Annotated in this window: 24 protein-coding genes, 3 tRNA genes and 1 pseudogene; 11 read left to right on the top strand and 17 right to left on the bottom strand. The window is 74.6% G+C overall.

What is annotated here, in order from left to right; all coding sequences use genetic code 11:
• Positions 1 to 123 precede the first annotated feature (123 nt).
• From ABD644_RS19400 to ABD644_RS19365, 8 genes are all read right to left on the bottom strand, one after another.
• Positions 124 to 1488 carry a sugar transferase gene (locus tag ABD644_RS19400; protein ID WP_344690689.1) on the bottom strand — a complete coding sequence of 455 codons (1365 nt, stop codon included), beginning with the start codon at positions 1486 to 1488 and terminating at the stop codon, positions 124 to 126.
• Between the two features lie 471 nt (positions 1489 to 1959).
• Positions 1960 to 2871 (bottom strand): alpha/beta hydrolase family protein, encoded by a 912-nt coding sequence (locus ABD644_RS19395; RefSeq protein ID WP_344690688.1) that lies wholly within the window; start codon positions 2869 to 2871, stop codon positions 1960 to 1962.
• Between the two features lie 141 nt (positions 2872 to 3012).
• The gene (locus ABD644_RS19390) at positions 3013 to 4059 is read right to left on the bottom strand and encodes a PHP domain-containing protein (protein ID WP_344690756.1); all 1047 of its coding nucleotides are present in this window, start codon (positions 4057 to 4059) and stop codon (positions 3013 to 3015) included.
• On the bottom strand, positions 4056 to 4616 hold the full coding sequence (locus tag ABD644_RS19385) for a DoxX family protein (RefSeq protein WP_344690687.1): 561 nt from the start codon (positions 4614 to 4616) through the stop codon (positions 4056 to 4058). Before ABD644_RS19385 ends, ABD644_RS19390 begins: the two co-directional genes overlap by 4 nt.
• Positions 4617 to 4749: 133 nt before the next feature.
• Complete coding sequence (locus ABD644_RS19380; protein WP_344690686.1) at positions 4750 to 6234, bottom strand: sugar transferase; 1485 nt, start codon at positions 6232 to 6234, stop codon at positions 4750 to 4752.
• Positions 6235 to 6396: 162 nt separating this feature from the next.
• Positions 6397 to 7449 carry a hypothetical protein gene (locus ABD644_RS19375; protein ID WP_344690685.1) on the bottom strand — a complete coding sequence of 351 codons (1053 nt, stop codon included), beginning with the start codon at positions 7447 to 7449 and terminating at the stop codon, positions 6397 to 6399.
• A gap of 206 nt (positions 7450 to 7655) precedes the next feature.
• Positions 7656 to 9092 carry a bifunctional phosphatase PAP2/diacylglycerol kinase family protein gene (locus tag ABD644_RS19370; protein WP_344690684.1) on the bottom strand — a complete coding sequence of 479 codons (1437 nt, stop codon included), beginning with the start codon at positions 9090 to 9092 and terminating at the stop codon, positions 7656 to 7658.
• Between the two features lie 33 nt (positions 9093 to 9125).
• Positions 9126 to 9656 carry a CGNR zinc finger domain-containing protein gene (locus ABD644_RS19365; RefSeq protein WP_344690683.1) on the bottom strand — a complete coding sequence of 177 codons (531 nt, stop codon included), beginning with the start codon at positions 9654 to 9656 and terminating at the stop codon, positions 9126 to 9128.
• Between the two features lie 103 nt (positions 9657 to 9759).
• Between ABD644_RS19365 and ABD644_RS19360 the strand changes: the two genes are divergently transcribed.
• From ABD644_RS19360 to ABD644_RS19350, 3 genes are all read left to right on the top strand, one after another.
• Positions 9760 to 10965 carry an MFS transporter gene (locus ABD644_RS19360; RefSeq protein ID WP_344690682.1) on the top strand — a complete coding sequence of 402 codons (1206 nt, stop codon included), beginning with the start codon at positions 9760 to 9762 and terminating at the stop codon, positions 10963 to 10965.
• A gap of 160 nt (positions 10966 to 11125) precedes the next feature.
• A tRNA-Ser gene (locus tag ABD644_RS19355) sits at positions 11126 to 11214 on the top strand.
• A 21-nt stretch (positions 11215 to 11235) separates the two neighbouring features.
• A tRNA-Arg gene (locus ABD644_RS19350) sits at positions 11236 to 11308 on the top strand.
• Positions 11309 to 11375: 67 nt separating this feature from the next.
• On the opposite strand, the gene ABD644_RS19345 is transcribed toward ABD644_RS19350, so the two are convergent.
• The 3 genes from ABD644_RS19345 to ABD644_RS19335 form a co-directional block, all read right to left on the bottom strand.
• The gene (locus ABD644_RS19345) at positions 11376 to 11825 is read right to left on the bottom strand and encodes a universal stress protein (protein WP_344690681.1); all 450 of its coding nucleotides are present in this window, start codon (positions 11823 to 11825) and stop codon (positions 11376 to 11378) included.
• Position 11826: 1 nt separating this feature from the next.
• Positions 11827 to 12294: an Hsp20/alpha crystallin family protein gene (locus ABD644_RS19340; protein WP_344690680.1), complete on the bottom strand. Its 468-nt coding sequence runs from the start codon at positions 12292 to 12294 to the stop codon at positions 11827 to 11829.
• 151 nt (positions 12295 to 12445) lie between these two features.
• A complete protein-coding gene (locus ABD644_RS19335; protein ID WP_344690679.1) occupies positions 12446 to 12982 on the bottom strand; it encodes a TetR/AcrR family transcriptional regulator in 537 nt (178 codons plus the stop codon).
• A 155-nt stretch (positions 12983 to 13137) separates the two neighbouring features.
• Here ABD644_RS19335 and ABD644_RS19330 point away from each other — a divergent pair, with 155 nt between their 5' ends.
• Together ABD644_RS19330 and ABD644_RS19325 are read left to right on the top strand one after the other, a co-directional pair.
• Positions 13138 to 13497: a cupin domain-containing protein gene (locus tag ABD644_RS19330; protein ID WP_344690678.1), complete on the top strand. Its 360-nt coding sequence runs from the start codon at positions 13138 to 13140 to the stop codon at positions 13495 to 13497.
• Between the two features lie 110 nt (positions 13498 to 13607).
• Positions 13608 to 13802: a DUF1059 domain-containing protein gene (locus ABD644_RS19325; protein ID WP_344690677.1), complete on the top strand. Its 195-nt coding sequence runs from the start codon at positions 13608 to 13610 to the stop codon at positions 13800 to 13802.
• Positions 13803 to 14075: 273 nt separating this feature from the next.
• Here ABD644_RS19325 and ABD644_RS19320 read toward each other — a convergent pair whose 3' ends face one another.
• Positions 14076 to 15356: an alpha-hydroxy-acid oxidizing protein gene (locus tag ABD644_RS19320; RefSeq protein ID WP_344690676.1), complete on the bottom strand. Its 1281-nt coding sequence runs from the start codon at positions 15354 to 15356 to the stop codon at positions 14076 to 14078.
• 276 nt (positions 15357 to 15632) lie between these two features.
• Between ABD644_RS19320 and ABD644_RS19315 the strand changes: the two genes are divergently transcribed.
• Positions 15633 to 16613, top strand: coding sequence for a hypothetical protein (locus tag ABD644_RS19315; protein ID WP_344690675.1), 981 nt, complete (start codon positions 15633 to 15635; stop codon positions 16611 to 16613).
• A gap of 27 nt (positions 16614 to 16640) precedes the next feature.
• On the opposite strand, the gene ABD644_RS19310 is transcribed toward ABD644_RS19315, so the two are convergent.
• From ABD644_RS19310 to ABD644_RS19295, 4 genes are all read right to left on the bottom strand, one after another.
• Complete coding sequence (locus ABD644_RS19310; protein ID WP_344690674.1) at positions 16641 to 18284, bottom strand: VWA domain-containing protein; 1644 nt, start codon at positions 18282 to 18284, stop codon at positions 16641 to 16643.
• Positions 18285 to 18353: 69 nt separating this feature from the next.
• Positions 18354 to 18587, bottom strand: a complete 234-nt coding sequence (locus ABD644_RS19305; RefSeq protein ID WP_344690673.1) for a DUF2630 family protein — start codon at positions 18585 to 18587, stop codon at positions 18354 to 18356.
• 17 nt (positions 18588 to 18604) lie between these two features.
• The gene (locus ABD644_RS19300; RefSeq protein WP_344690672.1) at positions 18605 to 19522 is read right to left on the bottom strand and encodes a prephenate dehydrogenase/arogenate dehydrogenase family protein; all 918 of its coding nucleotides are present in this window, start codon (positions 19520 to 19522) and stop codon (positions 18605 to 18607) included.
• Positions 19519 to 19947 (bottom strand): PaaI family thioesterase, encoded by a 429-nt coding sequence (locus ABD644_RS19295; RefSeq protein ID WP_344690670.1) that lies wholly within the window; start codon positions 19945 to 19947, stop codon positions 19519 to 19521. Before ABD644_RS19295 ends, ABD644_RS19300 begins: the two co-directional genes overlap by 4 nt.
• Before the next feature lie 11 nt (positions 19948 to 19958).
• On the opposite strand from ABD644_RS19295, the gene ABD644_RS19290 reads away from it, so the two are divergent.
• The 5 genes from ABD644_RS19290 to ABD644_RS19270 all read left to right on the top strand — a co-directional run bounded on the left by ABD644_RS19290 (position 19959) and on the right by ABD644_RS19270 (position 22447).
• Positions 19959 to 20621, top strand: coding sequence for an O-methyltransferase (locus ABD644_RS19290; protein WP_344690669.1), 663 nt, complete (start codon positions 19959 to 19961; stop codon positions 20619 to 20621).
• Positions 20618 to 21106, top strand: coding sequence for a tRNA adenosine deaminase-associated protein (locus tag ABD644_RS19285; protein WP_344690667.1), 489 nt, complete (start codon positions 20618 to 20620; stop codon positions 21104 to 21106). The genes ABD644_RS19290 and ABD644_RS19285 overlap by 4 nt, the downstream gene beginning before the upstream one ends.
• Positions 21103 to 21750 (top strand): HAD-IA family hydrolase, encoded by a 648-nt coding sequence (locus ABD644_RS19280; RefSeq protein ID WP_344690666.1) that lies wholly within the window; start codon positions 21103 to 21105, stop codon positions 21748 to 21750. The genes ABD644_RS19285 and ABD644_RS19280 overlap by 4 nt, the downstream gene beginning before the upstream one ends.
• Positions 21751 to 21886: 136 nt before the next feature.
• Entirely contained in the window at positions 21887 to 22351 is a 465-nt protein-coding gene (locus tag ABD644_RS19275; RefSeq protein ID WP_425547482.1) for a nucleoside deaminase, read from the top strand.
• A 10-nt stretch (positions 22352 to 22361) separates the two neighbouring features.
• A tRNA-Ser gene (locus ABD644_RS19270) sits at positions 22362 to 22447 on the top strand.
• A gap of 55 nt (positions 22448 to 22502) precedes the next feature.
• Here the strand turns inward: ABD644_RS19270 and ABD644_RS19265 are convergent.
• Positions 22503 to 23120 (bottom strand): annotated as a pseudogene (locus ABD644_RS19265) (hypothetical protein); the annotation flags it as partial.

Here is a 23120-nt window from a genome sequence, read left to right as displayed (position 1 = left end):
AACGGGCTAACGGCGCCGGCCCTCCCCCTCCGTGGGGAGACCCGGCGAGATCGCCGATCTCGCACGTCTTGGGCCCGCAAAGCGCGCGAGATCGCCGATCTCGCCGCGAGAGGAGGAACCGGCTCAGCGGCCCCGGGCGAAGAGGACCTCGGAGACGGTCCGCAGGATGATCTTCACGTCGAGCCAGAGCGTCCAGTTCTCGATGTAGAAGTTGTCGTAGCGGGCGCGGTCGGCGATCGAGGTGTCGCCGCGCAGGCCGCTGACCTGCGCCAGCCCGGTCAGGCCCGCCTTGACGCGGTGCCGGTGGGCGTAGCGCTCGTACTGCTGCGAGAACTGCTCGACGAAGTGCGGGCGCTCCGGGCGCGGGCCGACCAGGCTCATGTCGCCGCGCAGGATGTTCCACAGCTGCGGGATCTCGTCGAGGCTGGTCATGCGCAGGATCCGGCCGACGGTGCCGACCCGGTCGTCGTTCGCGATCGACCAGTTGGTGGCCGACTCGGTCTCGTCGACCGGCTTCATCGACCGGAACTTGAGGACGTCGAAGACGCGCCCGTTCATGCCCACCCGCGGCTGCCGGAAGATCACGCCCGGGCCCTCGGTGCGCACGGCGAGCGCGATCAGCCCGAGCGCCGGCGCCATCAGGAACAGGGCCAGACCCGAGACGGCGACGTCGAAGGCGCGCTTGATCCGCCGGCCCGGGCCGACGAGGTTGGGCGTCCGGATGCGCATGACCGGGATCGAGCCGATGTGGTCGGCCCGGCCGGTCTGGGTGTGGAAGTGGTGCAGCCGCGGGACGACCAGCAGGTCGCAGGCCACGGCGTGCTCGGTGCGGACGGCGTCGTGCACGTCGACCTCGGCGAACTCGCCGTCGGTGACCAGCAGGACGTCGGCGTCGTGGATGCGGACCACGCGGTCGAGGTCGGCGACGGTGCCCAGGTGCGGCACCATCGACCGGGCCACGCCGTCGTCGCCGTCGTCGACGTAGCCGACCACCGACAGGCCGTAGCGCGGGTGTTCGTGCAGCTTGGAGGCGAGCTCGGCGGCCAGGGCGCCGCCACCGACGAGGACGGTGCGGTGCGCGGTGAGGCGCCTGCGTCGGCTCCAGGCCACGACCGCGGTGGTCGCGACGCGGCCGCCGACGACCAGGCCGGTGGCGACGGCGGCGGAGGTCAGGAACTGGACGACGTCGTTCGGGTCGGGGTCGCTCAGCGCGACGACGATCGCCACGGTCGCCGCGGCCATCAGCAGGCGGCCGATCAGCGTGGGCACCTCGTCGAGCACGCTCAGGTGCAGGCGGGCGCGGTAGCGGTCGCCGCCGGTGATGAACAGCAGCGCGAGGCCGGTGAAGGCCGCCAGTTGCAGGAACTGCCCGGGCGCCCAGACGGCGGGGGTCATCAGCAGCGCGGCGTCGACGGGGAGCTGCACCATCCAGGCGCGGATGCCCCCGACGAACGCGCGGAGCTCGGCGGCTCGTGACCGCCCGGCCACCCGGCGCCTGCTGCTCCCGGGCGCGCCCGAGCCGGGACGCAGTCGCGTCCCCCTGCTCAGGTCCCGAACCTGCAGCGTCACTGGTGGCCTCGTGTCCCCTGGTCAGAGCGGCGGCCCACCGGAGGTGACCGCCCGCACCGTGTTCATCGGGCGCTTCCGCCACGAACTTGATGACGTGTGCGTGACGGTGTGAATGGTCGGCGGTCGGGGGACGCGGTTACGCCCGAACGGGGACGGCGGCACCCCAAGGGGTGAGCGCTGGCACGCCCGGTCGGGTGAGCGCGACGTCACATCACCGCGGAAGGCCGCCAGGCTGCACAATGTGCCGCCGGCAACGACGCCGACGACCCGAGGAGGAGCCATGTGGGTGTTCACCCTGCTCATGGCCTGGCTCGTCGTCGGCCTGCTGATCGCGCTGTTCTTCGCCGCCCTCGCGCGCGGCGGGCACGGGCGCGTCCGGCGGCAGGTGCGCTAACCGCCGGCGAGCCGGTCCGCGGTCAGCTGCACGCCCGGCCACCGCTGCGGAACCGCCCGGAGGTCGTCGAGCGCGGCCTCGTCACCGGCGAGCGACCAGCGCAGGAAGTCCGTCGTCGCCGCCGCGACCGCTTCGTATGCGGGGTCGCTCGCCTCGTCGAACGGCGCGGAGTGCGTGCCGCCGACGAGTTCGAGGAAGGCCGCCGGGCCCGGGTACGCGCTGAACATGGTCTGAGCGTCGCCGACCGGCAGCACGGTGTCGTCGGTGCCGTGCACGAACAGCGCCGGGACGCCCGGGGGTGCGAACGCCGAGCCGAAGTAGAGCGGGGCACCGGCCAGGATCACCGCGGCGTCGATGCGCTCGTCGGTGCAGCACGGCCCCAGCAGCCCCAGCGTGGTGATCGCGCCGGCCGAGTGCCCGCCCGCCGCGACGTGCTCGCCGTCGATCCGGCCCTCGAGGTCGTCACCGGCGGTGTCGTCGAGCGCGAGCACCGCGGTGAGCACGAAGGAGATGTCGGCCGGCTGCTCCCGGACGTCGTCGAACACCTCCGCCGACCCCTGGCTGGTCAGCGGGTAGCGCGGTGCGACGACGAGGAACCCGGCCCGGGCCCACTCGGTCAGCAGCTCCTCGTACGCCTCGGGTTGCGAGCCGAGGCCGTGGGTGAAGACGACGACCGGGAGGTCATCGCCCTCCGGCGGGTAGGCGATGGTGGTCGGCAGGTCGCGGCCCGGGGCGGCGTCCTTCCCGGGTGTCGCCGGGGTCGGATCGGTGGTCCGGGACCCGTCGCGGAGGTCGAGCGTGCGGACGGTCAGCGCACCGTCCTCTGCCGGGGACGCCGGCTCGGCCGTCGTCCCGCCGCCGCAGCCGCTGAGCAGCACTGCCGCGACCAGGACGAGGGAACGGCGCACCGCCCCAGGGTGCCCGACGGCGGGCGCTCGGCCCTGCCCGGCGCGCTCGACGGCGCCTCAGGAACCTGTTCCGGCGATGCTTGTGCTCTGCCCACTCTGGTGGGCAGAGCACAAGCGTCCGGGGAGTAGGTCGCTCCGGGCTCAGCCGGTCCAGTCGAGCAGCCGGTCGGCCGGCCAGGTGTTGACCACGCGGTCGGGGTCGACGCCGCACTCGACCGCCCGCTCGCAGCCGTTGCCCTGCCAGTCGAGCTGGCCGGGCGCGTGCGCGTCGGTGTCGATCGCGAAGTCGCAGCCGGCCTCGACGGCCTGCCGCAGCAGCCGCTTCGGGGGGTCGAGCCGCTCGGGGCGGGAGTTGATCTCCACCGCCGTGCCGAACTCGACGCACGCGGCGAACACCGCGTCGGCGTCGAACTGCGACTCCGGCCGCGGCTTCTGCGTGCCGTCGCGCTGCCGGCGGCCGATGACCAGCCGGCCGGTGCAGTGCCCGAGGACGTCGGTGTGCGGGTTGGCGATGGCCGTCAGCATCCGCGCCGTCATGCTCTTCGCGTCGGCGCGCAGGTCGGAGTGCACGCTCGCGACGACGACGTCGAGCCGGCCGAGCAGCTCGTCGGTCTGGTCGAGGCTGCCGTCGGCGTTGATGTCGCACTCGATGCCGGTGAGGATCCGGAAGGGGGCCAGCTCCTCGTTGAGGGCCGCCACCTCGTCCAGCTGCCGCTCCAGGCGAGCCGCCGTCAGCCCGTTGGCCACCGTGAGACGGGGGGAGTGGTCGGTCAGCGCCATGTACTCGTGGCCCAGCGCCAGGGCCGCCTCGGCCATCTCGCGGATCGGGCTGCCGCCGTCGGACCAGTCGGAGTGCACGTGCAGGTCCCCGCGCAGCGCGGCCCGGAACTCGGCGACGTCGTCGGCCAGCGGGACCAGCTCGGCGAGGTCCTCCTCGAGCTTGGTCAGGTAGTCGGGCACCTCACCCTTGTGCGCCTGGACGACCACGGCCGCCGTCTTCGGGCCGACGCCCTTGAGGTCCTTGAGCGTGTTGGTGGCGATCTTCAGGTCGAGCGCGGCGGCGTCGAGACCGTCGATCACCGTGGCGGCCGTGCGGAACGCCTGCACCCGGTAGCTGGGCTCGCGGGCGCGCTCCAGGAGGAAGGCGATCCTCCGGAGCGCGGCCGCGGGCGGGAGCGGACCGCTCAGCTGGAAACCCTCTTGGCCTGCTTCTTCGCGGCCTTCTTCGCCCGCTTCTGCGCCTTGGCGGCGCGCTTCTGGGCCTTCGCGAAGCTCTTCTCGGTGGAGTCGGCGGCGCGGTGGGCGGCCCGGCGGGCCCGGTACCCCACCGACGGCTTGCCCTCGGTGTCGACGGCGGCCAGCAGCAGCCCACCGAGCAGGCCGGCGTTCTTCAGGAAGTTCGAGATCTGACCGAAGCGCTCGGTCGGGTCCGTGTGCTCCCAGAAGCGGTGCCCGGCGAGCGTGGTGGGCACGATCGACGCCGACAGGGCGAGCGCGGTCAGCCGCGGGAGGCGGCCGAGCCCGAACAGCGTGCCGGCGACCACCTTGAGGGCGGCGTCGGCCTTCACCCACTGCTCGACGTCCCTGGGCACGTGCACCGGCAACTGCTTGTCGGCCGTCTCCGCGAGCTTCTCGACGACCGGGCGGGCGCCGGGGACGCGGTCCTGCGGCTTGCGCAGGGTGCTGATGCCGCCGTAGATGAACGGGGCGGCGAGCAGTGGCCGGGCGATCCGGCGGACCAACATGGGGACCTCTTTCCATCGCTGTTACCTGGAAAGGACCGTAGCGATCCGCACGGCCCCCCGCTGCCCGAAGATCGCGCGGGAGGATGGGTCACGCTGCGCTGGAACCTGCCGGCCGCCGGCCCCCCGGCGGCCCTCAGTACGCGCCGTCCCCCCGGATGACCGCCCCGAACGTGCGCCACAGGATGAGCAGGTCCAGCAGGAGCGACCAGTTCTCGACGTAGTGGACGTCGACCCGGACCGACTCCTCCCACGACAGCGCCGACCGCCCGCTGACCTGCCACAGACCGGTCAGGCCGGGCTTCACGACGAAGCGCCGCCGCATGTCCAGCCCGTACCGCTCGACCTCCGTCGGCAGCGGCGGGCGGGGGCCGACCAGCGACATGTGCCCGGCCAGGACGTTGAGCAACTGCGGCAGCTCGTCGAGGGAGTAGCGCCGCAGCAGGCGGCCGATGCGGGTGACCCGCGGGTCCTGGCGCATCTTGAACAGCACGCCGTTGCCGTCACTGTGCGGCACCAGCTGGGCCAGCCGGCGCTCGGCGTCGACCTCCATCGTGCGGAACTTCAGCATCGGGAAGATGCGCCCGTCGCGCCCCACCCGCTGCTGCCGGAAGAGGACCGGCCCGCGGCTGCCGACCTTCACGGCGAGCGCCACGGTGAGCAGGACCGGGAGCAGCAGGAACACAATCAGTGCGGCGCCGGCGCGGTCGAACGTCGCCTTGACCACCCGGCGCGGACCGTGCAGCTCCGGGCGTTCCATGTGCAGCAGGGGCAGGCCGCACACCGGCCGGATGCGCACCCGCGGCCCGGCGATCTCGGTGACGGTCGGAGCGAGCAGCAGCTCGGCCCGGGTCTTCTCCAGGTCCCAGCCGAGCCGGCGCAGCGCGGCGCCGTCGAGCTCGGCCGAGGGGAGCACGGCCACGGTGTCGACGTCGTACCGGCGCACGACGTCGACGACGTCCCCCGGCCCGCCGAGCACCGGTAGCCCGGAGAACACCATCCCGGCGCCGCTGCCCGCGGGCAGGCAGCAGCCGATGACCTGGTAGCCGAGACCGGCCTGCCGCCGGAGCTGCTCGTGCAGGCCCGCGACCCCGAGTGCGTGCCCGACCAGCAGGGTCGTCTGGGGGTGCCGGCCCTGCGCGCGGGCCCGGCGCAGGAGGCGGCGCTGCGCGTACCGGTGCCCGAGCGTGAGTGCTGTGCCCAGGGGCAGGGTCAGCGCCACGAAGCCGCGGGGGACGTCGACCTGGCCGGCCCACGCGAACAGGGCCGCGCCGCCGAGCACGAGCACGGCGCCCACGAAGACGCGACGGAACTCCTCGGTGCCTTCCCAGAGCACGTTGCGGTCGTAGCCGCGCGCCACGAACAGGGCGGCGACCCAGACGACGGGCAGTGCGAGGGCGACGGCAGGGGCGACCCCGGACGTCGTCGCCCAGCCCACGGCGACCGCGACCAGCGCGGTGCCGGCGTCGGCGGCCACGAGACGGCGCACGTAGGCGGCACGCCAGGCGCGGCGGGCGGCGACGGTCTGCGGCTGGGGGAGCTCCCCGGGCAGTGCCGCCGGCGCGAGCACGACTCTGGCCGGGGACACCTTCCCCGGGGGCTCGTAGGTGGCGCGACTCATCTGGAAGTCCTTGGCGTGCGGTCGGGCGGACGCCCGGAGGGGCGCGAGGCGGTGAGGTCGCGGACGGTGGGGTCGCAGCCCGGGAGGGCGCGGAGCCGTCGTGATCAGGCAGGCAGGCCGGGCGAGGGTTCCTCGCGGTGGCTGCCGACGGGACGCGACGCGTCAGTCGGGGCGATCGCCCGGCTCGCCGACACCGCGGACGACGGACCCGGCCGGGCCGCCGGCGAAGCCGACCGTGGCCCGCGCGAGGGACGCCGGGAGGCCGGCAGCGAGCACGGCGCTGAGCAGGTCCTGGCGATCGGTGTGCCCGGAACCGCAGGTCGACGGGCCGGCGGAGGCGAGCGCCGTCGTGCTGCCCGGAACGGGTGGGGCCGGTGGCGCCGGCAGGCTGGTCGGCGCGAGCGGCGGGGCGGGCGGGATCGGCGCGCCGCCGTGCGACGGGGACGTTTTCGGTCCCTGGCCGGCCGCGGCCTCGTCCGTCGCGTCGGCCGGGCGCTGGGTGGTGGTCGCGTGGGATGCCACGGCTGTGGGGCTGGGCAGGGGGGCGATGACGCAGTCGGCCAGGACGTCCGGCACGGTCGGCACGGCCGGCGCCGGGACGTCGGCGACCGCCGCGGTCTCGGCGGCCGCGGCCGGGTCGACCGGGGGTGTCTCGACCAGCGGGGCCTCGACCGCCGGAGCGGCCTCGACGGGCGGTGCGTCGACCACGGGTGCGGCCTCGGCTGCGGCTGCGTCGGCCGCGGGTGGGGTGTCGACGACGGCCGGCGCCTCGACCACGGGCGGCGGCTCGGCGACGGGTGGCGCCTCGACGACGGCCGGCGGCTCGGTCACGGGCGCCGGGTCGGCCGGCGGCTGCTCGACGAGCGGGGGCACCGCCACCGGGGGCGGGTCCACGACCGGTGGCGGGTCGACGACCGGTGGTCCGCCGGGTGGCTGCTCGACGACCGCGGGCAGGTCGACCGGCGGCGTGCCGGATGCGTCGACCGCCCGATCCACCGCTGGCCCGGCGCCTCCGAGGTGCTCCGCGGACCCGCCGCCCGACGGTGGCGGGACGAGATCGAGCAGGACCTGCGCCGCGGCCGGGGCGGGCTGGCCGCCCGGGTCCGCATGGGCGCGGTCGGCGGTGGCGGCGAGCAGGACCCACAACCCGAGGACGGCGGCGGCGAGCACGAGGAGCCGGGTCAGGCGGGACCGGTCGGCGCGCCCGGCCGCCACGGACGGCGAATCCCCCGCCACCCGCTCAGTGACCGTGCACACGACCATGGGCTGACCGCTCCTGAGATCACCTGCTTGCCGGGACTCAACGACCGACAGCCCTGATCGACAACTCTTCCTGTCCCGACGGGCGCTGGGCGGACGTCCCACACGGCCCGGCCTGACGCTCGGTATCCGGTTGACTCGGATTCGTACCGACGGCGGGGTCAGGACGTCCGGCAGCAGTAGACGGTGAGAACGGCCCGTTTCCGGAAGACGAACTCGGTGGACTCCTCGCCCATCTCGCCGTCGAAGGCGACCACCTCGGGGCCCGACCGGCTCTCCACCCGGACCTCCTCGGCGGTGAAGTGCCCGTAGCTGCGCGCGTGCTCGCTGACGCCCAGCAGGGTGGCCAGCACCGCGCGGGTGCGGCCGAAGCGGAGATCGGCGCGCAGGTACTGGACGTCGAGCAGGCCGTCCTCCAGCCGCGGCCGCCAGGCCGGGGAGAGCCCGCGGGGCGTGTACAGGCAGTTGCCGACGAAGACGATCCAGACGGTCAGCGGCCGCCCGTTGATGACGAGCCGGACCGGGGCCTGCGCGCGCAGCACCTGGGCGGCGGCGACCGTCATCGCCATCCACTTGCCCATGCGGTCGGTCAGCTCGTCGCGGCGCCGGACCATGTCGGGGTAGGCGCCGATGCTGGCCGTGTTGAGGAACGGCGTCCCGTTGACGTCGGCGACGTCCACCCGTACGGCCGAGCCGCCCAGCACGGCGTCGACGGCGTCCTGCGCGGACTCGAGGCCGACGTCGCGGGCGAAGTGGTTGAGCGTCCCGGCGGGGATGACCGCCAGCGGCAGGCCGTGCTCGAGGGCGACCGCGGCCGCGGCGGCGACGCTGCCGTCGCCCCCGGCCACCCCGAGCGCCTTGGCGCGGCCCGACCGGGCGGCCTCGTCGAGCAGTTCGCCGGGCCCGGCGTCGTCGCTCATCTCCAGGACCTCGGCGCGGGGCAGCAGTCGCCGGATGTCGGCGGCCGGGTCGTAGTCGTCGGTGCCCGACCGCGGGTTCACCGCCACCACCAGGCCCGCGCCGTCGGGCAGGGCCGGCGCCTCGTACGCCGTCCGTACCCGGGCCGCCTCCTTGGGCCGGATCCGCCACCAGTGCTGGGTGGCGGCGGCGACCACGCCGCCGACGGCGAGCCCGGCCACGACGTCACCGGGGTAGTGCACGCCCACGTGCACCCGGGAGTAGCCGACCCCCAGCGCGACCGGGGCGAGGGCGGCGCCGGCGAGCGGGGACTCCATCGCCACGCCGGTGACGAAGGCCGCGGCCGACGACGCGTGCCCGCTGGGGAAGGACGGCGTCACGTGGGTGCGGCGCAGCAGCCGATCGGGGTGCCGGTCGCCGAGGTCGGGCCGGACTCGGTTGAAGAACCGCTTGAGGACGACGTTGACCAGGGCGCTGGAGAACGCCATCGAGCCGAGCCCCCGGACGGCGCCGCGGCGCAGGTGCCCCTTCCTCAGGCCGAGCAGGACGCCGACGACCATCCAGAGCTTGCCGTGGTCGGCCCAACGGGAGAGGCGGCGCAGCCACCGGTCGGCCGGTGACGCGGGGAGGCCGCCGACGAGCGCGTGCAGGCGCGCGTCCCAGTGGCGAGGTGAAGGCACCCCCGGACGCTAGTGCAGCGGGGGAGATGGTGATCAGGCGCGCTTGCGGGCGCGGTACGCGGCGACGGTCGAGCGGCTGGCGCAGGTGTTGGAGCAGTACCGCCGGCTGGCGTTGCGCGAGGTGTCGACGTAGACGTCGTCGCAGCCCTCGGCCGAGCAGATGCCCAGCCGCTGCCACCCGTGCTGGACGACGACCTGCGCGAGGCCCATCGCGACCGTCGTCGTCAGCTGCTCGAGCACCGGGGCGTCGGGGCGGGCGTAGTGCAGGTGCAGTTCGCCGTCGTGGTCGGTGGCGTAGGGACGCGGCCGGGCCAGGGCCAGCAGCTCGTTGAGCCGGTTCAGGACGTCGGGCTGCGACTCGGCGACGGCGACGGCGCGGACCAGCTCGGCGGTCTCGGCGGCCTGCCCGGTCTCGGCGTCGGTGAGGGCGAACGACGTGCCCGGCGTGAACCAGTCGTCGTGGGACCCGAGGAAGGCGTTCGCCCACTGCGGGTCGTCGCGGTCGGCGTTGGCCAGATCGATGGCCAGCTCGACCGCGCTCGACCCGTAGGTGTCGTAATTCATATGACTCCCTACTTCTCCCCGGCTAACCTTGGGGCTAGCGTAGGGGGTCAACGGGGTTTGACCACCTACGAGTCCCCCGTCCTAGTGGAAAACGAGTTCTCCCGTGCGTGCGTACCTCACCGTCTGGCGGCTTCCGTCGGCTCCGGTGCTCCTGGTTGCCGGCTTCGCCGGCCGCCTTCCCTCGGCCATGGTGCCCCTGGCGCTGCTCCTCATGGTGCAGCAGCAGACCGGTTCCTACGCGGTGGCCGGGCTGGCCGCCGCGACCCTCGGCATCGCGATGGCCGTGATGGCGCCGGTGCTCGGCCGGCTCGCCGACCGTCGTGGGCCGCGCCGCGTCCTGTTCGCCGAGGCGGCCCTCTACCCGGTGATGCTGGCCGCGCTCGTCGCCGTCGTCCTGGGCGGTGCGCCGACGGCCGCCGTCATCGCCGCCTCCGCCGCGGCCGGGGCGACGACCCCGCTGGTCTCGGGCACCGTCCGGGCGCTGTGGTCGCGCGTGGACCCCGCCGTCCGGCCCACCGCGTACGCGCTCGACGCGACGGCCACGGAGCTGGTGTTCGTGGCCGGACCGACGACGGTCGCGGCGCTCACCGTCCTGGCCTCCCCGGCGGTCGCTGTCGCGGTGGCCGGGGTGCTGGCCGTCGCCGGCGCCCTGGGCCTGGCCACCTCGGGCGCGATGCGGGCGTGGGTGCCGGTCGCCGGGCCGCGCACCGGCCTGCTCTCCACGGTCACCGCGCCCGGCATGCCGCGGGTGCTGCTCAGCGGGTCCGCGCTGATGCTCGGCTTCGGCGGGCTCGAGGTGGCCATCCCGGCCTTCGCCGACGCTGCCGGGACGCCGGGGATCAGCGGCGTCCTGCTGGCGGTGTGGGCGCTGGGTTCGGTCGCCGGTGGGCTCTGGTTCGGCGCCCGCGTGGTGAGCGCCACGCTGCCGCGGCAGTACCGCTGGGGCCTGCTCGGCGTGACGATCGGGCTCGCGCCGCTGGCCATGGTCGAGAGCCCGTGGGCGCTGGGCGCGCTGCTGTTCCTGGGCGGGACGGCGATCGCGCCGACGCTCACGGTGCAGAGCTCGCTGGTCGGCTCGATCGCGCCGGCGCACGCCACCACCGAGGCGTTCACCTGGCTGTCGACGATCGCGTTCGGCGCCTCGGCGATCGGCGCGGCCGTGGGCGGGGCGCTCATCGAGGGGCCGTCGGGCGTCAGCGGCAGCCTGATGCTGGCCGCCGGCGGTGCCGCGCTCGCGGTCGCTCTCACCCTGGTGCCCGGCCGCCGTCCCGCCGTCGTCCGGTCCCGGCGGGAGCCGGTCGCGGCCTGACGCGCGCGGCGCGAGAGCCGCCGTGCATCCGCGAGAGCCGCACTGCAGCGTGGCTCTCGCGGATGCAGGGCGGCCCCGGTGGAGGGGGAGCCCGTCTCGGGGGGCCCTCCGGCCGCTGGTAGTCTCTCTCCTCGGTGGTTACGAGGTGACTCGAGCCCCGGGAGGCTTCGCCTAGTCCGGTCTATGGCGCCGCACTGCTAATGCGGTTTGGGTTAATCCCCATCCCGGGTTCAAATCCCGGAGCCTCCGCGCACGACAACTGAACAACAGGCACCCGTAGCTCAACGGATAGAGCATCTGACTACGGATCAGAAGGTTAGGGGTTCGAATCCCTTCGGGTGCACGTCTGGTTGAGACACCGATCTGCCGCGCAGTCCCGACGGGGGCCGCGCGGCAGATTCGTCTCCGGGCTACAGATCGCCGTGGACGACGACCACGGGGCAGGGCGCGTGCGCGACGACGTGCTGGCTCACCGAGCCCAGCAGCAGTCCCGCGAAACCGCCGTGGCCGCGGGACCCCACGACCAGCAGGTCCGCGCCGTCGGCGGCCTCGATCAGCCGCCAGGCGGGGTGCCCGGGCAGGGCCTCCCACCGCACCTGGTGCGCCGCGACGTCGCCCAGGGCGTCCTTCACGGTCTGCGCCAGGAAGGTCTCGCACTCGTCGGCGTAGTCGGGCTTCTGCACGACCGGCGCCCACGAGTAGGCGGTCGGCAGCTCCCAGGTCATGATCGCGTGGATCTCGGCCCCGGTGAGGTGGGCCTGCTTCGCCGCCCAGCGCAGCGCGGCGGCCGACGACGGGGAGCCGTCGACCCCGACGACGATCCGCCCGGTTCGTGGTCCGGCTCCTCCGTCGCTGGTCATCTCAGCCCTTCGAGACGGCGATCTTGGTGGGCTCCGCCGCCGTCTGCTCGGCGACGGGGATGCGGATCTCGAGCATCCCGTCCTTGTACGAGGCGGTGATGTCGGCCTCCGTCGCGCCCTCCGGCATCGGGAGCGTCCGGGTGAAGCTGCCGTAGCGGAGTTCGTGCCGGGTGTAGCCCTGGTCCTCGGTCTTCTCCTCGACCCGGCGCTGCGCGTTGATCCGCAGCATCCCGTCGGCCGCCGTGATCTCGACGTCCTGCTCCGGGTCGATGCCGGGCAGTTCGGCCCGGATCACCTGGGTGTCGCCCTCGCGGTACTCGTCCACCCGGATGAGCTCCTCGCCGGGAACCTCCCAGGCCATGCCGGGCATCCGCCGTGCCGGCAGGGCCCGCATCCATTCCTCGAACATGCGGTCCAGCCGCGCGAAGGGGGTGGGCATGTCACTGCGGCGGCGCTGCACGCTGCTCATGGGGTCTCCTCGTTCTCGTTCCCCGTGCACCTCGACCGTGCCCGGGGAACGCCGCCGTGTCAGCGGGTCGTTGGTCACCCGCGGGAGGGCAGGACGGTGTGGCTCAGACCCCCGCGACGACGGTGATCGCGTCAGGCAGGCGCCTCGCGGATCAGGCCGGCAGCACGGTGGCGAGCAGCTGCCGGGCGGTCGCGGTGAAGCGGGTGACGTCGCCGTCCAGGCGGGCGATGAGCATGGCTCCCTCGAGACCGCCGAGCACCAGCGAGGCGATGTCCTCGGCGGTGCCGGGGCAGCGCAGGCTGCCGTCGGCGCAGCCCTCCTCGAGCACCCGGCGCAGCCAGGTGGTGTTGGCCGAGAAGAACGCGCTCACGGCCTCCTGGAGCGGGTCGGGCAGGGTGCGGTGCTCGGCGGCGAGCATGCCGCACAGGCACATCCGGTCGGCGCTGAGCACGTCGGTGTAGAGGTCGACGTAGCCGCGCAGCTTGGTCGCGGCGTCGGGGGCGGTCGCGTCGAGCTCGTCGAGCGCAGCGGCGAACCGGCTCGCGTACCGCTCGATCAGCGCCTGGCCGAGCTCGGCCTTGCCCTTGAAGTGGTAGTGCAGGGCGGCCCGCGTGATGTCGAGCTCGCCGGCGACGTCGGCGTAGCTGAAACCGTTGTATCCGCGCACCTGCAGCATGCGTTCGGCCACGTCGAGTATCCGACTCGTCGTCCCGGTGCCGTTCGCCTCGCCTCGCCGCGACATCGGAGCCCTCCGCCTCTTGACCCCTGACTTACGTGCAAGTAAGCCTACGCCTGCGGCCGCACCTCAACGGGGGAAATCCAACCGTTGTCGAGGAGGCAGGGATGCCCGCACAGAACACCGAACACCGGAGCTACAGCGAGCCCGACGAGGTCCGGGAGTTCCCGCACGGCAAGGTCGAGATCCTCAAGGTCGGCGGGGCCGACATCGGGCGGCTGACCCTCGAACCGGGCTGGAAGTGGTCGACCGACGTGAAGCCGATCGCCGGCACCGACCTGTGCGAGGCGCCGCACATGCAGTACCAGGTCAGCGGCCGGATCCACGTCGTCATGGCCGACGGCACCGAGTTCGAGGCCGGCCCCGGCGACGTTGTCTCACTGCCCCAGGGGCACGACGCCTGGGTGGTCGGGGACGAGCCGGTCGTCGTCGTGGACTGGTACGGCGCCACCGACTACGCGCGCTGAGGACGACACCCCCTGAGGAGACGCCGGCACCCGGCGCGCTCCACCCACGAGAACGAGAACGACACCGGCCGGGCGCCGGACGGGCCCCCGGCCTGACGGAAGGCACGCACATGGCCCGCAAGATGATCGACTGCCGCACGATGCCGAGCGAGATCAACTGCACCCTCACCATCGCCGGTGAGGAGGCCGAGGTCCTGGACGCGGCGGTCATGCACGCCGTGGCCAAGCACGGTCACGAGGAGACCGCGGAGCTGCGGGAGCAGATCCGGGGCGGACTGGTGGACGCCGAACCCGCCCTGGCCTGATCCCCCCGCACGAGATCTGCACACTGGCCCGCTTCGGAGCGCTGACGGGGGCGAGTGTGCAGATCTCGCCGTGTTCGGGAGCTCGCCGGGCCGGTGATTCCGCGCGCGGGGAGGCTGTGGGGGCGGGGGGCCGGTCCTGACGGTCTGGCCGCGTTGGTCGGTCCATCCAGCAGTGGATGGCCACTCTTAGCCGGCTCCCCCGCCCGCGAACCACTGTGACCCAGAGCACAGTCCGCCGTCAACCCGACACCGGAGTGTCGCGGCCGATCGGGCTCAGCCGACCCGGCGCAGGACGTCGGGGCTGAGCTGGTCGACGGCGGTGTGGCCGGTCAGCCCGAGCGTGAGGTCGAACTCGCCGAGCACGTCGGACACGACCTGCCGAACGCCGTCCTCCCCGCCCAGCGCCAGACCCCAGGCGAACGGCCGGCCCAGCAGCACCGCCGTCGCCCCGAGGGCCACGGCCGTGAACACGTCGGCGCCGGTGCGCACGCCGCTGTCCAGCAGGACCGGCGCCCGCCCGGCGACGGCGCCGACGATCTCGGGCAGCGCGTCGAGGGAGGCGATGGAGCGGTCCACCTGCCGCCCGCCGTGCGTGGAGACGACGACGCCGTCGACGCCGCAGTCCAGGGCGCGGCGGGCGTCGTCGGGGTGCAGCACGCCCTTGAGCAGGATCGGCAGCCGCGTGCGCGCCCGCAGCCAGGCCAGGTCGTCCCAGGTGATCGAGGGGCGCGAGTAGATGGACAGGAACGTCTCGACGGCGGCGCGGGGCAGCGGCGAGCGCAGGTTGTCGCGGAACGAGCCCGGCCAGGCGCGGGTCATCCCGACCAGCGCCCGGACGGCGGCCGGCGTGGGCCGGGGCTGCGGTTCGGCGGGCGCCGGGGCGGCCGCCCGCTCCTCCACCAGGCGCCGGAACACCGGGTCGGACGTGTACTGGGCGATCCCCTTGCCCAGGGCGAAGGGCAGGTGGCCCTGGTCCAGGTCGCGGGGGCGCCAGCCGAGCATGGTGGTGTCGAGGGTGACCACGAGCGCGTCGCACCCGGCCGCCTCCGCCCGGCCGACCAGGCTCTCGACCAGCTCGTCCGACGTCGACCAGTAGAGCTGGAACCAGCGGGGCGCGTCGCCCATCGCCGCGGCGCAGTCCTCCATCGCGACCGACGCCTGGTTGGAGAACACCATCGGCACACCCAGGGATGCCGCCGCCCGCGCCACGGCCAGGTCGGCCTCGCCGTGCACGAGCTCGAGCGCCCCGACCGGCCCCAGCAGCAGCGGCGCCGGCAGCCGGCGGCCGAACAGCTCGATCGAGGTGTCGCGGACGCTCACGTCGCGTAGCACCCGCGGGACCACCGCCCACCGGTCGAACGCCGCGCGGTTGGCCCGCTGGGTGTGCTCGTCGCCGGCCCCGCCGGCGACGTAGGAGTACGCCCGCGCGCCGAGGGCCCGCTTGGCCTTCGCCTGCAGCTCCCGCGCCGCGACCGGTACCCGCGGCAGGTGCCCGAAGACCCCCGCCCGGTAGACCTCGTTCTGCCGCCGCCGCCCCGCTCCCGCTTCGTCCACGGGCTGCACGCTAGTGATCACGGGGCCGGCCCCGCCCGGCGAGATCGGCGATGTGGCCGGGACGGGGCCCGGGAGACGGCGAGATCGGCGATCTCGCCGGGAAAGTTTCCGACACGCCGCGCGACACGCCCGCCAATCCCAGTAGCGGGGCGACAACGAAGCGTCACGCAAGCAATCATGTGGGCACGTACAGCACAGCAGGGGGAACGTTCCATCAGCATCACCCAGGGGGCCGCCGCGAGGCGTGCCACGACGGCGAGCGCCACGCCGTCCACCATGACCGCCGCCGCGCTCAGCGGTCTCTTCCTTCTTCTCATGGGCGCCGGGCTCGCCACGGCCGCCCCGGCCCACGCCGTCGACGACCCGACGCGTCCCGACGCGCGGGTCACCCACGGCCCCAGCTGCCGCCCCGGCGGGCTCGTGGTCGAGGTGAAGGCCGGGACGGCGCCCTACTTCGTCCGGCTGGCCACCACCCGGCAGCCCTCCGGCGAGGACCAGGCCTCCGTGGCCCCCGGTACGACGGTGACCCTGCGCACCGACGACGTCGCCTGGGGCGAGACGATCGACGGGCGGCTGGAGTTCACCGCCCGCGACGGCTCCGGGGTCACCTACGTCGACGAGCTGGAGAACTACAGCTTCACCCGGCCCACCCGCGAGGACTGCGACGCCGCGCACGCCCCGACGCAGCCGCACCCCTCGCCGTCGCCCGCCCCGTCGCCGTCCCCCTCGGCCGGGTCGGAGCAGCCGGGCGGCGGGTCGGCGCCCTCGTCAGCGCCGTCGTCGGGGTCGTCCCGCACACCCGCCGAGCCGACCCCCGAGCCCACCGGCCGGCCGCAGGATGCCGACCCCGGTGCGGCAGCGGCCGGCCCGCCGAGCTCGGGCAGCGTGTCGGCCAGCTCCGTCGCCCCGGGTGACACCGTGACCGTCCAGGGCACCGGGTTCCTGCCCGGCGAGCGGGTCGTCGTCCAGCTCCGCGGCGGCGCCGTCCTGGCGTCGGCGACCGCCCGGGCCGACGGGTCGGTCAGCACCGAGATCCGCATCCCCGAGCGCACCGAGTCCGGGCCCGCCACCGTCGACCTGGTCGGCGACGACTCGGCGGTCGTCGCCGACGTCGCGCTGCAGGTCGCCGGCCTCCAGACCCCGACGGAGGCCGACGACGCCGGCACGCTGGTGCCGCTGGTCGCGGCCGCGGGCGCCCTCGTCGCGACCGTCGCCGGGTTCGTCCGGGTCGTCGGCCGCCGCCCCCGCCGCGGCTGATCCCTCCCCGGGCTCCAGCGGCCGAGGTCAGCGGCGGCCGGCGAGGGCGCTGAAGAGCACGGACTGCAGGTCGCTCGGGTCGACGGCGGAGTACGCGCCGCCCTCGGTCGCCTCGGCGATCTGCTCGAGGGCCGCGAGGTCGGCATCCTCGCCCAGCGCGATGCCGTACACCCCGACGGGACGGTCCGGGTCCGCCTCGGCCCGGAGGCTGGTGAGCAGCTGCTCGAGCGAGATGCCCTGGTCGTCGTCCTCGTTCGTGCCGTCGGTGATGAGCACGACGCTGTTGACGTAGTCGGGGTCGTAGCTGTCCCGCGCGGCGCGCACGGCGGCGAGGGCGGAGTCGTACAGCCCGGTGCCCCCCGGGCTGAGCCGGTCGGGGACGGTGTCCAGCGCGCTGGAGAGCACCTGGCGCTGCGGCACGCCGTCCGCGTCGGCGGCCAGGGGGCGCAGCGGTACGAGCTCGGTCCAGTCCTGGTCGCCCTGGAGCTGGTAGGCGAAGACCCACAGACCCACTGCCGCCGACTCCGGCAGCAGGGCCAGCGCGCTCTTGGCGGCGTCCCGGGCCAGGGTGGCGCGCGTGCCCTCGCCGACCGGCGCCCGCATCGATGTCGAGACGTCCAGGACGGCGAGCAGCCGGGACGGTGTGGCGAGGCTGGCCAGGCGGGACAGCAGCTGCTGCACAGCCGTCGCGTCCAGGGCGAGCTCTTCGGGCGCCTCCTCACGGATGCCGGCGAGGTCACCGGTCGGGGGTGCGCCGTCGGCGCCGCGGAAGCCGAGGTCCTGGGCGGCTCGCTGGGCCTCGCCGGAGGTCAGGACGCCGGCGACGGCGTCCACCGCCGCCCGCATGGCCCGGTCCTCGGCGCCGACCCGGAGCACCGGGTAGTCGAGCACCGGCGAGCCGTCGGCGGGGTACATCGCGACGAGCGCGGTCGTGCCGGCCTCCCGGTTGGTGGCCAGTACCTCCTGCTCGCTCAGCGCGCCGAGGGGTGCGTCGGCGCCGCCCTCCACGGCGGCCGCGATCGCCTCCGCGGGGGCGGGCACGGTGCCGCGGGCCGCGGCCAGCGCCACCTGGACGACGCGGTTGTCGGCCTCCTCCCCACCGCCCAGGGACGTGTGGACGGCGGCCATGGCCATCAGCGCCTCCACGGTCGCGTTGAGGTCGGGCACCGCCAGCGGCCGCTGCGCGTCGAGGACCTCACCCCAGGTGGGTGGGTCCTCGACCCAGCCGAGGTCGTCGGCGGCTGTCTGGTTGGTCGCCAGCACGACGGGGGAGGAGGTCATCGACCCGGCCGAGTCGAGCTGCACGCCCCCGGCGCGGGTGCCCCACAGCGTCGAGTCCGGCACCCAGATCTCCGGCACCGCGGAGTCCTCCAGGGCGCGCAGGTTGGCGACGGTCTCCAGCGGCGCCTGCGTGCTGACCGCGGCCACGGCGCAGGCGTCCTCGTCGATCGCCACGGGCTCGGCGAGCAGGTCCTTGACCAGGCCGCCCAGCTCGGGGGCGACGACGACGCGGACGTCGCGGGGGGCGGCGCAGGGCCCGTCGTCCCCGGACGACGAGGCGAGACCCCACCAGGTCAGGCCGCCGGCGAGCAGCAGGACGACGACGCCCGCGGCGATCAGCACGGGGGAGACGGACCGGGTGGGTGCGGAGGGATCGGCGTGGCGGCCCATGCTCGCTCTCTGACATCGACTGCGGGGAGGCGCGGCCCCCCCGAGTCCGCGCCCACAGAGTAGATGCCGCTACTGCAGGTAGTTCTCCACCTGGGGCTCCGGGCGCGCAGCGGCCTCGTCGGGGTCGTCGCCGTACTGGCGCTTGGCCCGGCGCTGCCGCAGCAGGTCCCAGCACTGGTCGAGGTGGGCCTCGAGCTCGGTCATGCGGGCGCGCTGCTCGTCGGTGTGCTCACTGCCCTCCCGGAGCTGGTGCTCCTCGTCGACGAGCGCGTGGATCCGGCTGAGGATGTCCTTCTCGTCCATGGCCCGATCCTGCCCCCTCAGACGACCTCCGGCATCCAGCCCTCGACGAAGGCCGCCAGCCGCCGCGTGATCGCGCCGCCGGCCCGGCCGACGGACAGCAGCGCGGCCCGCTCCAGCGGCACCCGGACCTCGCGCCGCCCGGTCTGCCGCGTCGCGACGGCGTGCCCGCCGGCCACCAGCGCCGGCCACGGCCGGTCGAGGTGGGCCAACACCCGGGCGAGGGCCGCGGCGGTCGGCCCGGCATTGGCCTCGACCATCGCGGTCACGAACGCGGGGTCGCTGGCGATCACGCGGGTGCCGCTGGCGAAGCTGCCGGCCGCCAGCCCCAGCGCCAGCGGGCCGGCGTCGGCGGCGGCTTCGGCGAGGGCCGCGGCGAGCAGGTGCGGCACGTGGCTGATCGCCGCGACGGCGTCGTCGTGCTCGGCCGCGGTCACCGGCACGACCTCGGCCCCGACGGCCAGCGCCACCTCGGCCACCCGCAGCCAGCGGGCCAGCTCGGTGTCCTCCTCCAGGCAGACCGCCCACCGCGCGCCGGTGAACAGGGCCGGGTCGACGGCGGCGTGGCCGGACCGTTCCGTCCCGCACATCGGGTGCCCGCCGACGACGCGGGTGCCCCACCGCTCGCCGAGGGCGCGCAGCACCGGGCCCTTCACCGAGCCGAGGTCGGTGATGGTGGCGTCGGGGGTGACGGTGAGCCCGTCGAGCGCGGTGGTCATCGCCGGCAGGGGCACGGCCAGGACGACGACGCCGTCCAGGTCCTGCGCGATCCGCACGCCGCGCGCGGCGGCAGCGTCCCGGGCCGCGGCGTCGACGTCCCACCCGGTCACCGGTCGCCCGGCGGCGGCGAGGGCGGCGGCCAGGGAGCCGCCGAGCTGCCCCAGGCCGACCACCGACACCGGCGGTGCGGGCATGGTCGGGACGGGGAAGGCGGTCACAGCTCGCTCCAGTCCCGCCCCGTGCGGAAGACGCGGGCCAGGGCCGTGGCGACCAGCCGGCCGTCCTGCGCCCGCGCCTCGATCCGGTAGACGGCGGTGCGGTTGCTGCGGTGCACCTCCACGCCCTCGGCCTCCAGCCGGTCGCCGGGCCGGCCGGCGTCGAGGAACTCGGTGTGCACGTCCTGGGCGACGGCGACCGTGCCGTGGCTGTTGCTCACCGCGGCGTGGACGACGTCGAGCAGCGCCATGGTCGCGCCGCCGTGGGCGGTGCCCACGGCGTTGAGGTGGGTGGGCGCGACGTGCATCGACGCGCGGGCGTAGCCGGGCCGGATCTCGTCGAGGCTGATGCCCAGGTGGGCCGCCAGCGGGTCGGCCGCCAGTCGGGTGAACAGCTCGGCCGGGACGTCGTCCTGCGGGTCCGCCATGATCAGAGGCTATGACGCCGCGCTCCTTCCTACTCAGCCCGGAGCTCGCCGACTACGTGCGCGCCGGTTCCGAGCCCCCCGACGCGGTGGCGGCCGACCTGCTCGCCGAGACCGCGTCGATGGCCGACCGCGGGGAGGTGCCGCCGACCTTCCAGATCGCGCCCGAGCAGGGCACGTTCATGCAGCTGCTCACCGCCGCCCTCGGCGTCCGGAACGCGATCGAGATCGGGACCTTCACCGGGTACTCGGCGCTGTGTGTCGCCCGCGGGCTCCCCGACGACGGGTCGCTGCTCTGCCTGGACGTGAACGAGGAGTGGACGGCCGTCGCCCGCCGGTACTGGGCCCGGGCCGGGCTGGCCGACCGCATCGAGCTGCGGCTGGGCGACGCGCACGAGACGCTGCGGGCGCTGCCGCCGCACCCGACCTTCGACCTCGCCTTCGTCGACGCGGACAAGACGGGATACGCCGACTACGTCGAGCAGCTGTACCCGCGGATGCGCCCCAACGGGGTCGTGCTGCTGGACAACACGTTGCGCGACGGGCGGGTGCTGGATCCGGAGAGCGACGACGACCACGCCGTCGTCGAGCTGAACGCCGCCCTGGCCGCCGACCCCCGCTGGGAGACGGTGCTGCTGCCCCTCGCCGACGGCCTGACGATGCTGCGGGTCCGATGAGCGGGCGGGCGAGCTTCGCGGTCCGCGTGACCCGGCCCGGGGGACGTTGGAGCGTCGAGCTGCTGGCCGACGACGCCGGTGACGAGCTCCCGGTGCTGGAGCGGGCGCTGGGCGAGCCGGGCGCAGGGGGCTGGCCGCCGCCCTTCGTCCTGGTCGTCGACTCCCGGCTCTACTTCGTGGTGCTGCGGCACGGCCCGGGCGGGATGGTGCGCGCGCTGATCTCCGACGCGACGATGCTCGAATGGGTGCTCGCCGCCGAGGTGGTGGAGCGGTACGGGATCGGGGTGGACACCGAAGGTGCGTTCGACGACGACGAGTCCGGCTGGCCCGGGGGTGACCTCGACGTGTTCGCCGACGACGGGCTGCCGCACGAGGAACTGCGGGCGATCGTGACCGCCGACGACCTGTGGGCCGACGAGATGGTGCAGCGGATCGCCGATCGGCTGGGATTCGCCGACGAACTGGCCGCGGCGGTGACGGCATGAGGGTCAGTGCCGTCGTCTTCGACCTGGGCGGGGTGCTCACCGAGAGCCCGATCACGAAGTTCGCCGCCTACGAGGCCGAGGCCGGGCTGCCGGAGGGGCTGATCGTCCGGCTCAACTCGACCGACCCCCACACCAACGCCTGGGCGCGCTTCGAGCGCAACGAGCTGGACGTCGCCGGTTTCTCCGCGGCGTTCGAGGCCGAGGCTGCTGCCGCCGGGCACCGCGTGGACGCAGCGCGGGTGCTCGAGGCGCTGCGCGGGGAGCTGCGGGTGGAGATGGTCGCGGCGGTCCGCCGGCTGCGGGAGGCCGGGCTGCCGCTGGCGCTGCTGTCGAACAACGTCGCGCCGATGGAGCGCACGGGCGCGCTCGGCGAGCTGCTGGCGCTGTTCGACGCGGTCGTCGAGAGCTCGACGGAGGGCGTGCGCAAGCCGGAGCCGGAGATCTACCGGCGGGCCCTGACGCGGCTGTCGGAGGCGGTCGGGCGCGCGGTGGAGCCGCACCACTGCGCCTACCTCGACGACCTGGGCATCAACCTCAAGCCCGCCCGTTCGCTGGGGATGCACACGATCAAGGTCGTGGAGCCGGGCGCGGCGCTGGCCGAGCTCTCGGCGCTGGTCGGCTTCCGCCTGGACGGCGACGCGTGAGCAGGTCCTTCCCCCGATCCTTGTGCTCTGCCCACCCTGATGGGCAGAGCACAAGCATGCAAAGAAACCTTTGCACGCAATCCTTGTGCTCTGCCCCGGTGGGTGGGCAGAGCACAAGCGTCCGAGGGGGAACCTGGTGAGCGTCGACGTCGACGCCGCGATGGCACGGGCGCTCGAGCTCGCGGCGGCCGCCGTCGAGTGGGGCGACACCCCGATCGGGGCGGTCGTGCTGGGGCCCGACGGTGCGCTGCTGGCCGAGGCGGCCAACGAGCGGGAGAAGCGCGGTGACCCGACCGCGCACGCCGAGGTGCTCGCCCTGCGGGCGGCCGCCCTGGTGCACGGCGACGGCTGGCGGCTGACCGGGACGACGCTGGTCGTCACGCTGGAGCCCTGCACGATGTGCGCCGGCGCGAGCGTGCTGGCCCGGGTCGGGCACGTCGTCTACGGCGCCGAGGACCCGAAGGCCGGCGCGGTCGGTTCGCTGTGGGACGTCGTCCGGGACCGCCGGCTCAACCACCGACCCGAGGTCACGGCCGGGGTGCGCGCCGAGGAGTCCGCCACGCTGCTACGTGCGTTCTTCCGGGCTCAGCGGGGCCTGTAGTCTCTTCGGCGGTGGCGTGTCCGAGCGGCCGAAGGAGCACGCCTCGAAAGCGTGTGAGGGCAACCCCCTCCGTGGGTTCAAATCCCACCGCCACCGCCCTGCGAACGGCGGCGTCCACCCCGGTGGACGCCGCCGTTCCGGCGTTCGGGGCTCAGCCGACCTGGCTGTCGACGTCCATGAGCAGTTGCCCGTCCTCGCCGACGGCGAGGGTGAACTGGTGGGCCTCGGTGAACTTCTCGCCGTTCTCGGTGAACTCGATGGTCGCCGTGGCCGTGGTCGAGCCGTCCTCGGCCTGCACGTCCCTGAGCTTCACGTCGCTGAACCGGCCCCAGAACTCGGCGTAGGTCTCGAAGCCGACGTTCGCCTGCAGGGTCGGTCCGGTGAGGGTGTCGTAGGCCGCGCGCGGGTCCTCGAGCACGGCCTCGTGGTAGTCCTCGAGGAAGTCGCGGATGTCCTTGGCGCTGAGCGCGTCGCCGTCGGCGGGGGCGTCGGTGGTCTGCTCCGCCGTCGTCGGGGCGGCGGACTCGGTGGTCTGCTCCGCGCTGCTCGCGGCGGTGGACTCCGCGGACGTGGTCGACGCCGGGTCGGCGGAGGGGCCCGGCTCGTCGTCGAGCGCGACCGCCCAGAAGATCACCAGCCCCGCGAGCAGCAGCCCGACCAGCGCGGCGGCCACCCACACCGCGCGCCCGCGGCGACGGTCCGGCGCCGCGGGGGGAGGGGGCGGCGCCGTGCGGGCGCCCGCCGGGGCCGGGGCAGGGGCCGCAGCGCG

Origin of the sequence: Blastococcus jejuensis (assembly GCF_039534705.1) — a bacterium.
In the GTDB taxonomy this organism is placed as follows: Bacteria; Actinomycetota; Actinomycetes; order Mycobacteriales; family Geodermatophilaceae; genus Blastococcus_B; species Blastococcus_B jejuensis.
The sequence above is the reverse complement of the archived record's forward strand: the minus strand, read 5'-3'. Positions and strand labels throughout refer to the sequence as shown.